Origin of the sequence: Roseobacter sp. HKCCA0882, assembly GCF_037805225.1 — a bacterium.
Lineage (GTDB): Bacteria > Pseudomonadota > Alphaproteobacteria > Rhodobacterales > Rhodobacteraceae > M30B80.
Genome location: NZ_JBBLYI010000002.1, coordinates 445,285 through 457,922, shown reverse-complemented (window position 1 = coordinate 457,922; position 12,638 = coordinate 445,285). Strand labels below are relative to the sequence as shown.

General features: G+C 55.8%; 11 protein-coding genes. 3 read left to right on the top strand and 8 right to left on the bottom strand.

Features of this window, described 5'->3' with window-relative positions; translation table 11 throughout:
• Positions 1-861, top strand: a complete 861-nt coding sequence (locus AAC622_RS10535) for a D-amino-acid transaminase (RefSeq protein ID WP_340262356.1) — start codon at positions 1-3, stop codon at positions 859-861.
• A gap of 60 nt (positions 862-921) precedes the next feature.
• Here AAC622_RS10535 and AAC622_RS10530 read toward each other — a convergent pair whose 3' ends face one another.
• The 7 genes from AAC622_RS10530 to hslO form a co-directional block, all read right to left on the bottom strand.
• A complete protein-coding gene (locus AAC622_RS10530; RefSeq protein WP_340262352.1) occupies positions 922-1,140 on the bottom strand; it encodes a hypothetical protein in 219 nt (72 codons plus the stop codon).
• Between the two features lie 104 nt (positions 1,141-1,244).
• Positions 1,245-2,936 carry a Y-family DNA polymerase gene (locus tag AAC622_RS10525; RefSeq protein WP_340262350.1) on the bottom strand — a complete coding sequence of 564 codons (1,692 nt, stop codon included), beginning with the start codon at positions 2,934-2,936 and terminating at the stop codon, positions 1,245-1,247.
• A gap of 71 nt (positions 2,937-3,007) precedes the next feature.
• Positions 3,008-4,348: a lytic murein transglycosylase gene (locus AAC622_RS10520; protein WP_340262348.1), complete on the bottom strand. Its 1,341-nt coding sequence runs from the start codon at positions 4,346-4,348 to the stop codon at positions 3,008-3,010.
• A 47-nt stretch (positions 4,349-4,395) separates the two neighbouring features.
• Positions 4,396-6,654, bottom strand: a complete 2,259-nt coding sequence (gene rnr / locus AAC622_RS10515; RefSeq protein WP_340262346.1) for a ribonuclease R — start codon at positions 6,652-6,654, stop codon at positions 4,396-4,398.
• Positions 6,655-6,698: 44 nt separating this feature from the next.
• On the bottom strand, positions 6,699-7,865 hold the full coding sequence (locus AAC622_RS10510; RefSeq protein WP_340262343.1) for a CCA tRNA nucleotidyltransferase: 1,167 nt from the start codon (positions 7,863-7,865) through the stop codon (positions 6,699-6,701).
• Positions 7,862-8,470, bottom strand: a complete 609-nt coding sequence (locus tag AAC622_RS10505) for a CoA pyrophosphatase (protein WP_340262340.1) — start codon at positions 8,468-8,470, stop codon at positions 7,862-7,864. Before AAC622_RS10505 ends, AAC622_RS10510 begins: the two co-directional genes overlap by 4 nt.
• A gap of 7 nt (positions 8,471-8,477) precedes the next feature.
• Positions 8,478-9,479, bottom strand: a complete 1,002-nt coding sequence (hslO, locus tag AAC622_RS10500) for an Hsp33 family molecular chaperone HslO (protein WP_340262338.1) — start codon at positions 9,477-9,479, stop codon at positions 8,478-8,480.
• A gap of 398 nt (positions 9,480-9,877) precedes the next feature.
• Between hslO and AAC622_RS10495 the strand changes: the two genes are divergently transcribed.
• Both AAC622_RS10495 and galE read left to right on the top strand, forming a co-directional pair.
• Positions 9,878-10,237, top strand: a complete 360-nt coding sequence (locus AAC622_RS10495) for a glycosyltransferase (protein ID WP_340262335.1) — start codon at positions 9,878-9,880, stop codon at positions 10,235-10,237.
• Between the two features lie 75 nt (positions 10,238-10,312).
• Positions 10,313-11,326, top strand: a complete 1,014-nt coding sequence (gene galE / locus AAC622_RS10490; RefSeq protein ID WP_340262333.1) for a UDP-glucose 4-epimerase GalE — start codon at positions 10,313-10,315, stop codon at positions 11,324-11,326.
• On the opposite strand, the gene AAC622_RS10485 is transcribed toward galE, so the two are convergent.
• Positions 11,323-12,543 carry an argininosuccinate synthase gene (locus tag AAC622_RS10485; RefSeq protein ID WP_340262330.1) on the bottom strand — a complete coding sequence of 407 codons (1,221 nt, stop codon included), beginning with the start codon at positions 12,541-12,543 and terminating at the stop codon, positions 11,323-11,325. The genes galE and AAC622_RS10485 overlap by 4 nt on opposite strands.
• Positions 12,544-12,638 lie beyond the last annotated feature (95 nt).

Here is a 12,638-nt window from a genome sequence, read left to right as displayed (position 1 = left end):
ATGACGCGCATCGTATATGTGAATGGCGAATATCTGCCCGAGGATCAGGCCAAAGTTTCGGTGTTTGATCGGGGGTTTCTGTTTGCCGATGGCGTCTATGAGGTGACCAGCGTCTTGGATGGCAAACTTATTGACTTCGAAGGCCACGTAAAACGCCTTGCCCGTTCCTTGAACGAATTGGGTATGCGCGCGCCATGCGACATTGACCGCTTTCTTGAAATTCATCGCGAACTGGTGAAGCGCAATGCCTTGGTCGATGGTATGATCTATCTACAGATCACTCGCGGCGCACCCAATGATCGCGATTTTGCCTATCCTGCTCCCGAGACAGAGCCAACCTTGGTGCTGTTCACCCAGTCCAAACCAGGTTTGGCACAAAGCCCAATGGCAAAGACAGGGATGAAGGTGATCTCTATTGAAGATCAGCGATGGGGGCGGCGCGATATTAAGACTGTGCAGCTCCTTTACCCGTCCATGGGCAAGATGATGGCAAAGGCGGCTGGCTGTGACGATGCGTGGATGGTGGAAGATGGTGCTGTGACAGAAGGCACGTCAAACAATGCTTATATCATCAAGGATGGCACGATCATCACCCGCAATCTTGGCACTGAAATTTTGCATGGGATCACCCGCGCAGCGGTGCTGCGTTTCGCGCGTGAAGCACAGATGAAGGTAGAAGAACGCCCCTTCACAGTCGCCGAGGCGCAAGCGGCAGATGAGGCATTTATCACCTCGGCCTCAACCTTCGTGATGCCTGTGGTTGAACTGGATGGAACGCCTATTGGCACAGGAAAACCTGGCCCTGTGGCGACACGTTTGCGCGAGATTTACCTTGAAGAAAGCCGTAAAGCGGCAATCTGAAAAGGCCAAAAAAGAAGGGCGCGAGAGATCGCGCCCTTTTCAGTTGGAGTGAATTGTACCTTAATTTTTGAGGGTAATTGATCCCGCGGTAATTTGCGTAGGCGTAATGTTTTGCAAGGTCGCCACCAATGTGCCTGGCCCACCACCAAAGGATACAAGAACATTGGTGTTCGCGCCGTCTGCCACCAATTGCAAACTCGCCCCTGTCAGATCAGCCGAAGAACCATCTGCATTGGTCAGCAGCACTTGTAGCGTTTCGTTCGCAGTGAAATCGGCCACAATCTTATATTTTTAGACATTATTAACAAAATAAAAAAATCCAATCCTTGGAAACGGATTGTTCGCAAATCAGCAATGCATTGAAATTATTTGAGTTTCGCCTTTTAGGTGAAGTCACCCTGGGCAAACCAACCGCCTGTTATCGCGCCCCCATGGGCATAAAAAAGCCATAATCTGGCACCTTGCTCGGTGGTAATGCACCAATAATCCCGCAATCCAGTGCGCCAATTGGGGTCATCAAGCCACCATTCTGGCGCGATTCTTTCAGGGCCGATATAGGATTTCACAGTGAAATTTTGTCGCCGCCATGCAAAGCGAAATGGCGGTTCTGGGCTGTCGGGGGCATCAATAAATTCGGGCTTGAATAGGGTTAAAGGGCGCGGAAGATGCGCGCGTGGCCATAGGCTCCCAAACGGGTCTGACCATGCGGCCGCAAGAGACTTCTGTGATTTTTCGGGCAGATGGCTTTCTGCCGGATGGGGTCGGGTGATTGCTTCTAGCCCAATCCTTGTGCCAATGCGCGTGATCAGATCGTCCAAGGCGCTGCGCGCCGCATGGGCGCGCGCGGAACTATCCCCGCCTTGATGTGCGATGGCATTGCGCGCCTCGGTTTGCAGCGCCTCAAGGCGGATCATATCAAAGGCTGTAGAAGGTTCTAAATCTTTGAGGCCTTGTTCCATCTGTAATTTCAACAGGCTGTAAACGGTGCGCGCATCGGTATGGCTGCGCGCAAGCCGCAAAGTGATATGACGGCGCGCTTCGGTCATTTCGGCAAGATCAAGACGTAGGCTGCGCAGATCTCGCCCTGCTTTGTCGAGCTTTTGACACAGCGCTTCGGTTAAACGCAGGATCGCTGCATGAAGATCATCACTTGTGCCAATGGGTTCGGGAAAGCTCATGCGCACCGCGAAATAGGGCGTGCTGCGCGCGGGCGAGACAGGTTCGGCAAGACTTCCCAAAGCTTGGTCAAGGCGCTGGAGCAAAAATTGGCCAAAGCGCCGTGCCAGACCTGCGCGGGGTTGCGCAAGCAGATGGTGAATCTGATGCAGGCCAAGCCGTGCCAACCCGTCTATCGTTTCGTCCCCAAGCCTCAAAGCGGCGATAGGCAAGGGCAAAACTGCCGCGCGGGTTTCTAACGGGGGTGCGATATGAATAGACGCCTCTTTGCTTTGGCGGGCAAGTGGCGCAAATTTTGGGCTCATGTCACGCCTGCGCAAAGCGGCGCGTGCCCGCGTAGCGCGCGCTTCTTGGCTGATGGCATCACCACGGGCTTGTTGCGCTCTGCCACGACCATGTCCAAAGCGGGCCAAGGCCCAAGCTGCCCCGCGCGTATCGGCAAGCCCGATTTTCGCACTTAGCCCCAATGCCGCGAGGTCGGCGCAAATGGTCTCGGCCATGGCGGTTTCCCCACCAAAAAGATGAGCGCAGCCAGAAATATCCATCACCAGACCATCTGTCCCCTCCGCCGCGATCCAAGGCGAAAATTTCTCTGCCCATCGACACAGCGCCTTGTGAAAGGCTTGTTCTTGCGCAGGGTTTTGACTGCGGGTGATCAGATTTGCACATAGCGCCATAGCGGCGCTTAACGCCTGTCCACGATAAAGCCCTGCGGCTTGTGCTTTGGGGCAGAGCGAGGAGAGAACTTGCCGATTGCCCGCTTCCGCAATCACGGCAAGTGGTTGCAGGCTCGTGCCGCGATGTAGGCGCAAGATTTGCTCCGCAGCAAGATGCGGCAAATAGATCGACAAAATGCGGCGCGTTTTGGTACGGGCCATTTGGGGGGCGGGGGCGGACATTCGAAATCATCCATCAAATGTTCACATTTTGTTCTTATTTAGTCCACACTCCAGAAAGAGTCGAGTCCCACCTATTGCAGGCGGCGTAAAAGATCGGGGCTGGCATAGCCATCAGGTAGGAGGCCGTTGGCAATTTGATAGGCGCGGATTGCTGCCACGCTATTGGGGCCAATCCGCCCATCGACCCCGCCTGTATCAAACCCTGCCGCGGTGAGTAGTGTTTGCAATTCTGCACGCTCACTCCGCGTTAGGACGCGGTCATTGCGGGGCCATGTGGCGCGAAATCCGTTTGAACGCCCCACGATCCTATCTGACAAATGACCTAGCGCGATCACATAGCTGTCAGCGGGGTTATAGCGCTCTAGGACACCAAAATTATCGTAGACCATAAGCGCCACACCATTCGCCCCAGCGGGGAGGAGCAGCGCAGAGGGCCCATGATCTGGCAGGGGCGTGCCATCCGCGAGCGTGACTGCGCGGTTGCGCCAAAAACTGGCACCGCGTTTTTCTTCACGGCTGGCAAGGCGATAGTCAAATCCTTGTGGCAATCGCACCTCTAACGCCCAAGGTTGCCCGCGCCGCCATCCTGCTTCGCTCAGGAAATTGGCGGCTGAGGCCAAGGCGTCGCGCGGGTCATCGCCCCAAATATCTGCGCGACCATCTCCCGTGTAATCGACCGCATAGGCCAGATAGCTGGTTGGCATGAATTGGGTATGCCCTATTGCCCCTGCCCATGACCCTGCAAAGGCGCGGGGGCTGACCGCCCCAATCTCTAGGATTTGCAAAGCAGCGAGAAGTTCGGCTTCGAAATAGGCGCGCCTGCGCCCTTCCCATGCCAGCGTGGCCAATGCGCGCAATGTGTCTGTGTTCCCACGGAAACTGCCATAGGATGTCTCGACCCCCCAAACGGCGACAACCACCTCTCCAGGAACGCCAAATTGAGACTCGATCCGCGCCAAATCTTCGCGCCACCTTTGATAATTGGCCCGCCCGCCTTCGATGCGTTGCGTGGAAACGGCGCTGTCGAGATAGTCCCAAATGGGGCGCACAAATTCGGATTGATTGCCATCAAGACGCACAACCTCATCTAACGGGGTCATTCGGCCAAGGGCGGCATCTACCACTGCGGGCGAAATACCTTGTGCCACGGCGCGGGATGCGAAATCTGCGCGCCATTGAGAAAAACTTTCGCGGGGTGCAGGGCTGGATTGGGTGCTGAGCGTGGCAGGTCGTGGGTAAGGCAAGGGTGAACTGCTGACCGCTAATCCCTGAGCCAAGCTTACCTCTGTGCCAAGCGATATGAAAATGGCGGCCATAGGCGCGCACCATTGCAAGGCGTTTTGCTTCACCTGCATTTTTCTTCCCCGATACAGACCAGCAACAGCCCGCTGGCGCTTGGTTTTGCCGCTCATGGACAAACCTAGCGCGCAGAATGCATTCCGCCTAGGGGCAATCGAGATTAGGAATTTCGCTTTTTCAATTTGCGCAATTTGCGCTTTTTGGCTTCAGCTTGGCTCGATCTGCGCCCGCCAAAGCCGCGCTTGCCGCGTTTGCCGCCCGTGTTGGGGCGGTGTTGCGTGCCGTGAATTTCTAGTAGCTCAAGACCGATGCCGCCTGTGATGGGCAAGGCCTCCGTCAGGCGCACCAAGACGCGATCCCCAATGCCTAAGGTTAAACCCGTATCCGCACCCATCAATGTCTGCGTGTCTGCATCAAAATGGAAAAACTCGCGGCCCAAGCTGCGCACGGGCAATAAGCCGTCTGCGCCTGTTTCGTCCAGTTTCACGAAGGCGCCGAACCGCGCCACACCTGAAATACGACCTGTGAATTCCGCCCCCACGCGATCCTTCAGATAGGCGGCCAGATAACGGTCGGTCGTGTCTCGCTCGGCCACCATCGCGCGGCGCTCAGCTTCCGAGATTTGTTTGGCGGTGCCGTCCAGCGTTTCGATATCTTCGGCGCTTAAGCCATCCTTGCCAAATCCGTGAGACGAGATCAGCGCCCGATGCACGATCAAATCGGCATAACGGCGAATGGGGGATGTGAAATGGGCATAAGCCCGCAGAGCAAGGCCAAAATGGCCGAAATTTTCGGGGTGGTAATAGGCCTGCTGCATTGAGCGCAAGGTTGAGATATTGATCAGCTCATCGTGATCCGTGCCCTCGGCCTGCGCCAAAAGCGCATTGAGATGGCGGGTCATCAACACCTGACCTTTCGCCAAAACAAGCCCCGCTGTGGCGGCCGTCTCGCGCAAAGCGTCCAGCTTGTCGGGATCGGGTTCTTCGTGAACGCGGAACAACAGCGGCGATTTTTTCGCAATCAAAGTTTCAGCTGCGGCGACATTGGCCAAAACCATGAATTCTTCAATCAGGCGATGCGCGTCTAGCCTGTCGCGGAAGGCCACGCTTTCAACCTCGCCTTCTTCGGAGAGAATGATACGCCGCTCTGGAAGATCAAGGTCAAGTGGTTGACGGCGCGCCCGCGCCGTTTTGAGTGCCTCATGAGCCGCAAAGAGGGGCGCGATGACAGGCTCCATCAAAGCCTCGCAACGCGGGGTTGGGGCGCCGTCTTGGGCGGCCTGCGCCTCTTCGTAGGACAAAGATGCGACCGAGCGCATAAGCCCGCGATGAAAGCTTTGCGCCTTTTTCTCACCCGTTGCATCAATGATCATGCGCACGGCAAGACAGGGGCGCAAAACGCCCTCATGCAAAGAACAAAGATCCCCCGACAGTCGGTCAGGCAGCATCGGCACAACGCGATCCGGGAAATAGGCAGAATTGCCGCGCTTTTTTGCCTCGCGATCAAGCGCACTGCCCGCGCGCACATAATGTGCGACATCGGCAATCGCGACCCAGATGACATGACCGCCTTTGTTCTTCGGGTCAGGGTCTGCATGCGCATAGCAGGCATCATCATGGTCGCGCGCGTCTGAGGGGTCGATGGTCACGAAAGGCAGATTGGTTAAATCTTCGCGACCTGATTTTGACGCTGGTTTGGCTTTGTCAGCCTCTGCGATGACCTCGTCTGGGAAATTATCGCGCAGCCCATGTTCATGGATTGCAATAAGGCTGACCGCCTTCGGCGCGCTTGGATCGCCAAGCCGTGTCACGATGCGCGCCTGCGGCAGGCCCATGCGGGACTTTGGCCCTGCAAGCTCTGCCTCGACCAACTCGCCATCTTTTGCGGATAAGGTGGCATCTGACGCCACGCGCCATTCTTTATCTGAGCCTTTGGTGACGGGCAAAATACGCCCACCTTCCGAGGTCGTGCGGAAAATACCAATGAATTTGCGGGGATTGGTGCCGATGCGCCGAATGAGGCGCGCGAGGTAACTGTGATCTTCGCCATGAACCTCTTGCAAACGAGCAAGGATACGGTCGCCGTCACCCAAGGCAGGATCAGCCTCACGGGGAACATATAGAATTTTTGGCGCGTCCCCCTCGCCCTGCCATTCCATCGGACTGCAGAATTGATCCCCTGCGCTATCTTCGGCCAAAACCGTCAGGATGGCCACGGGTGGTAATTTATCGGGGTCGGCATAGGTTTTCTTGGCGCGGCGCAGATGGCCTTCTTCTTCAAGCTCTTTGAGAAGGCGCTTGAGATCAATGCGCGCGGCCCCTTTGATACCAAAAGCCTTCGCGATATCGCGTTTTGAACTGGCGTGTGGATGATCGGAAATCCATTGCAGGATTTCGCTTTTTGATGGGATCGCGCTCATGGCACTGCCCTAGCATGGTGTGGGCCTGCCGTCATGGGGTAATCTTAAAGCGCCAAAAGATCACTGCGGGTCAGGCGAAAGCCTGAGGCAATCCAACGTGCTTCTAACTCCGCAAGGGCTTTGCCCAAGTCTGGCCCCTGCAACTTGGGCATGAGATCGGCTGCACGAATTGGAAACTCGGCCTGTGCGCCCAATGTTGCAGCTGCCCATTCCGACAGATCAAGCGGGGTTTCAAAGAAGGCATGGCGCAGCATCAGCGCCGCGTGGGCCATTTTCTCACCATGGCGATAGCCCAATTCTGCGCCCGCAATGTTGCCTGTGGCTGTTTCGCGCAAAACTGCCACATTTTGGGCCATAGATTTGGACAGACGGAGTTCCGTTTGCAGATCTTCACCCCCAATCGCGGCAAGCCTAAGGGCGTGATCAGGTGCAAAGCCGCGCTCGGCCTCAAAATGCAAAACTGGCCCTAAGGCGCGCAGATTTGCGCCTGTGATGCAGTGGTGTAAAATTCCCGTTTGCTCCATCGCGGCCAAGGCGGGTGCGGGGTTTTGGGCGCGGAGAAGCTTGATCATCTCTTCCCCAATCCGTTCGCGCGACAACTGGTCTAGCCCGTCTGCCAGTGCCGCACAGGCCGCGAGTATGTCGGGATCAAACCCTGCATCTGGCGATGCATAATGCGCATGAAATCGGAAGAAGCGTAAAATACGAAGATAATCCTCACGGATGCGGTGATGCGCCGACCCGATAAAACGCAAAAGACCCTTGCGTAGATCGTCCAAGCCTTGGCCCGTGGGATCAGATATCGCGCCGCCTGCATCAACATAGAGTGCGTTGATCGTGAAATCCCGCCGCATGGCATCCTCGGTCAGGCTTGTGCCAAAGGCTACGGTCGCACGGCGGCCATGGGCTTCGACATCACGGCGAAAGCTGGTCACTTCATAACTTTCCCCTGATAGGATCAGGGTTACGGTGCCATGTTCAACGCCCGTTTCCACGCATTTTACAGAGGCCCCTTGCGCCAATTCGATCACCTGCTGTGGGGTTGCATCTGTGGCGATATCAATATCCCCCACCGCGTGACCCATCAGGTGATTGCGCACCGCACCCCCCACAACATAGGCTTGGTGGCCCGCATCGCTCAAAAGTGCCAAGGCCGCTTGCGTGGTGCTATTGGAAAGCCAATCTGCGGATATGATGGGGGATTGGTTCATGTGATCCGATCCGCAAGAGATTTCAATATCCGCGCGGTCGCGCCCCAAATGTAATAGGGGCCATAGGGCACGGCATAGAATTTGCGCCACTGTCCCTGCCAGCGGCGGGCCTCGATACGGAAATTCCGCGGCTCCATCACGAAGGAAAGCGGGACGCGAAACACCTCGTCTACTTCGTTCGCTTCTGGCATTGCTGTAAAGGGCGCGGTGATTTCAGCCAAGATCGGGGTGATCAGATAGCCCGTGACTGTTTCATGTGGCAACAGATGGGACAGGACATTGACCTGTACCGCAGGCAAACCGATTTCCTCATGCGCCTCGCGCAGGGCGGTGTGATCGAGGCTAGCATCAGTTTCGTCCTGCTTGCCGCCTGGAAAAGCGATTTGTCCAGGGTGATGGGCCAAATGCGAGGCGCGTTTGGTCAATACAACCTGTGGCGTGGCCCTAAAGGCTTCGATGCCGAAAAGCACAGCGGCAGGGCGCAGTTTGCGTCCCGCAGGCAATTTGATGTCAGGGTTCAAATCATAATCGGAGGAGGGTTTGGCGGGCCGCTCAAGCGCCGCCATCACCTGATCTAGAGTGATCTTTTCCGCCGCCCCCGCCATTGGCCCTTTACGCCTCTGGCACGGGTTTTGTCGCCTCGAACCCAAGGGTTTCGGGGTCGAATTCATAATGCGCCCCGCAGAATTGGCAATCCGCCAAGACCTGCCCGTCTTCCGTGGTCATATGCGCGATATCTTTGGCCGAATAGATCGACAGGCTTTGACGCACCCGCGCCTCCGAACAGGTGCAGCCAAACCGCACCGGTAGCGGATCAAAGACGCGTGGCGACTCCTCATGGAACAAGCGCAGCAAGAGATCCGTCTGGCTGAGCGAGGGGCCAATCAATTCAAACGTGTCTACAGTATCAAGAAGGATATTGGCGCGGTTCCAATTTTCGCCCTCATCCTCATTGAGAAGATCGGTTGCGGCCAAAAGCCCCGCTTCCCCTGATCCGCCTTCGCCAGTCACATGCGGGCTTGCTTTGGGCATATGCTGAAGCATTACGCCGCCTGCGCGCCAATTCTCTCCTTCCTGCCCTGGGGTGGAGGAGCGACCATAGCCCAACATAAACCGTGTCGGTAATTGTTCGGATTGCGCGAAATAAGCCTCGGCACAACCGCGCAGAGCATCGCCCGTCAGAGGTGTGATGCCCTGATAGGGCGCGCTGCCCGTGCCTTGATCCAAAAGAAGCGCGAAATAGCCCTTGCCCGCCTGTGGAAAGGGTGCGGCGCTGTTGTCAAATTTGTCTTTGTCGTAACTCGCATAGGCACGGATGCGGGCGGGTTTCCCCTCGCCTTCAGGGGCATAAAAATCTGTCGCGATCAAACGCAACGGCCCATCACCGCGTAATTGCAGCGACAATTTCCAACGCAGTTTTATGGTCTGTCCGATCAAGGCGGTCAAAAGCACCATCTCGGCTACCATAGCCTCAACCCCTGATGGGTAATCATGTTGGCTAAGAATTTGATCCATCGTCTGGTCAAGGCGCACCACTCGCCCCCGAATATCGGAAGCGTCTAATTGAAATGGTAAAACCACATCATCCCAAGCGGCATCCGCGCCAACACTCATTCTCTTTCGTCCTTCGCCTAAAATAATCGCGCCTTTTTTGTCAGGGTCAGCCAAAGGCCGCGCCCCGTCAACCGCGGTCTGCTTTCATATAGGTCGTCCAAGGGCAAGACCCAAACCACACTTTGGGCCGCAAAGCCGCCATGCGACTGCCACAATCTGGGCAAATTTCGATGGTCATTTACGGGCCATAACTTTGATTTGGCTCTCATTGCACGTGGCTTGCGCAAAAATCGCCTCAGGCTGCAAACGGGGTAAGGCGCATATGAAAATTTTGATGGTTCACCAAAATTATCCCGGTCAGTATCGAGAATTATTGTCTTGGCTGATTGCACAAGGTGGGCATGAAATTGTGTTTCTGACCCAAAGACAGGGCATTGCACCGCGCGATGGGGTTAAGATTGTCAGCTATCCAACCCATCACAGACCCTCTGACGGTGCCCTTTGTTTTGTCGTGGTCTTTGCTTGAATCGGTGTCGATGCAGGCCCCGATTGTGGCCTCTGGCACGGCCCCTGTGCGCGAGGTGATCAAAGATGGCAAGACGGGGCTTTTGGCGGATTTCTTGAACCCTGATGAGATCGCTGAAAAGGCGATCCAACTTTTGTCGGATTACAAACTCGGTGAGAAACTCGGCAAAGCCGCCCGTGCCCATGTGGTGAAGTCCTATGACTTTGAAAAAGTCTGCCTGCCTCAGCATCTGCGCCAGATCAATGCGCTGGTTCCAAAGGCCAAAGCGATAGCGTTGCCCAAAAGCAAATAGTGATCTGGGGTTTGACCGCGCGGGTGTTTTCTGACAGCAGGATTGGCAATACCGCAGTTTCCGCACGGGTGATCCATGGCAGAGCAAATTCTGGTAACAGGTGGGGCGGGCTATATTGGCTCGCATGTCGTGGTCGCTTTGTATGAGGCGGGCTATAGCCCCGTCATATTCGATAATTTTTACAACGCCCGCCGCGATGTGCCTATGCGTTTGGCGCAGATTATGGGCACGGCCCCAAGCGTTATTGAGGGGGACATCCGCGACAGTGCCTGCCTTGATCAGGCCTTTCAGGCACATGAATTTGGCGGGGTGATTCATTTGGCCGCCCATAAAGCGGTGGGCGAAAGCGTTGCCAAGCCATTGGCGTATTTTGATAATAACGTGGGTGGTTTTTTGAACCTCCTCGGTGCAATGGCGCGGGCAGGGTGTAAGCGCCTTGTGTTTTCGTCATCCGCCACAGTTTATGGTGAGCCTGATGAAACCCCAACGCCCGAAACTGCGCCACGCCGTGCGATGAACCCTTACGGGCGCACCAAAATCATCTGCGAAGAAATGTTGCAGGATCTGTGCGCAGCTGATCCAGAATGGGCGGTGGGTGTTTTGCGTTATTTCAACCCCGCTGGGGCGCATGGCTCGGCGCTGATTGGCGAAGACCCTGCGGATATTCCGAACAATCTGATGCCTTATATTGCCAAGGTGGCCACTGGCGCATTGGCAAACATCTCGGTTTTTGGAAATGATTATGACACGCCCAATGGCACGGGTGTTCGGGATTATATCCATGTTGAAGATTTGGCCGAAGGCCATGTTCTGTCTTTGGCGCAGTTGCGGCAGGGGCGCGGGCATTTGGTCAATCTTGGAACGGGGCGGGGGTATTCGGTCTTGGAAATGATCGCCGCCTATCAGCGCGCTACGAACCGCCAGTTGCCCTATGAGATTGTCGCGCGCCGCGAGGGGGATGTGCCAATTTATTGTGCCAAAACAGAAAAAGCCCGCGATCTGCTTGGGTTTGAAGCAAAGCGCGGGCTAGATGAGATGTGCGCCAGTTCTTGGGCTTGGATGCAGGCCCAAGAGCGCGGGAACGATTAACCTTTTAGACGGCGATTGCGCGCGGCCAACAGTTTCAAGCGCAGCGCGTTCAGCTGGATAAAGCCCTGCGCATCTTTTTGATCATAGGCGCCCGCATCTTCTTCGAAGGTCACATGGGCTTCGGAATATAGGCTGTGATCAGACCAACGCGCCACAGTGCGTGCCGCACCCTTATAGAGTTTGACGCGCACAGTGCCAGATACATGCTCCTGGCTTTTGTCGATCAGCGCTTGAAGCATTTCGCGCTCAGGGCTGAACCAGAAGCCGTTATAGATCAGCTCCGCATAGCGCGGCATGATGGAATCTTTCAGATGGCCCGCGCCGCTATCCAAGGTGATCTGCTCAATCCCGCGATGGGCCTCAAGCAAAATCGTGCCGCCTGGTGTTTCATAAATGCCGCGCGATTTCATCCCAACAAAGCGGTTTTCAACCAGATCAAGGCGGCCAATGCCGTGCTTGCCGCCCAATTCATTGAGCTTGGTCAGGATTGTGGCAGGGCTCATTGCGGTGCCATTGATTGCAACTGCATCACCGCGCTCAAACGTGATTTCCACCATTTCGGGCGTGTCAGGCGCGTCTTCAGGATGGACGCTGCGCTGATAGACGTAGTCGGGCGCTTCTTGTGCGGGGTCTTCGAGAACTTTCCCCTCAGAAGAGGTGTGCAGCAGGTTTGCATCCACTGAAAATGGGGCTTCGCCACGCTTGTCCTTGGCGATAGGAATTTGATTTTTCTCTGCAAAATCCAACAATTTTGTGCGGCTGGTCAAATCCCACAACCGCCACGGTGCGATGACTTTGATGTCTGGGTTAAGCGCGTAGGCGGCCAATTCAAAACGCACTTGGTCATTGCCCTTGCCCGTTGCCCCATGCGAGATCGCATCGGCCCCAGTGGCTTCGGCAATTTCAACCAAACGCTTGGAAATCAGTGGGCGCGCGATGGATGTGCCAAGAAGATAGAGCCCCTCGTAAAGCGCATTGGCGCGGAACATCGGGAAAACGAAATCGCGCACGAATTCTTCGCGGAGATCTTCGATGAAAATTTCGGACACGCCCAGCAATTCGGCCTTTTTGCGTGCGGGCTCCAGTTCTTCGCCTTGACCCAGATCGGCGGTAAAGGTCACGACCTCGCAGCCATATTCGGCCTGCAGCCATTTCAGGATGATGGATGTATCAAGACCACCTGAATAAGCGAGAACAACTTTCTTGGGCGCAGACATCGTTTAGCTCCGAATTTGAAAGGGGTTGGCGGGCGATAACGGGTTTTGGCGAGGGACGCAAGTTGGCGCAGTATCCGCTTAGCGCATTGCGCAGG

Excerpts from the sequence above, each read along its gene's own strand:
- AAC622_RS10510 (WP_340262343.1), bottom strand. The coding sequence starts at position 7,865 with ATGAACCAATCCCCCATCATATCCGCAGATTGGCTTTCCAATAGCACC.
- AAC622_RS10525 (WP_340262350.1), bottom strand. The coding sequence starts at position 2,936 with ATGTCCGCCCCCGCCCCCCAAATGGCCCGTACCAAAACGCGCCGCATT.
- rnr (WP_340262346.1), bottom strand. The coding sequence starts at position 6,654 with ATGAGCGCGATCCCATCAAAAAGCGAAATCCTGCAATGGATTTCCGAT.
- AAC622_RS10505 (WP_340262340.1), bottom strand. The coding sequence starts at position 8,470 with ATGGCGGGGGCGGCGGAAAAGATCACTCTAGATCAGGTGATGGCGGCG.
- AAC622_RS10535 (WP_340262356.1), top strand. The coding sequence starts at position 1 with ATGACGCGCATCGTATATGTGAATGGCGAATATCTGCCCGAGGATCAG.
- AAC622_RS10520 (WP_340262348.1), bottom strand. The coding sequence starts at position 4,348 with ATGAGCGGCAAAACCAAGCGCCAGCGGGCTGTTGCTGGTCTGTATCGG.
- AAC622_RS10485 (WP_340262330.1), bottom strand. The coding sequence starts at position 12,543 with ATGTCTGCGCCCAAGAAAGTTGTTCTCGCTTATTCAGGTGGTCTTGAT.
- hslO (WP_340262338.1), bottom strand. The coding sequence starts at position 9,479 with ATGAGTGTTGGCGCGGATGCCGCTTGGGATGATGTGGTTTTACCATTT.
- galE (WP_340262333.1), top strand. The coding sequence starts at position 10,313 with ATGGCAGAGCAAATTCTGGTAACAGGTGGGGCGGGCTATATTGGCTCG.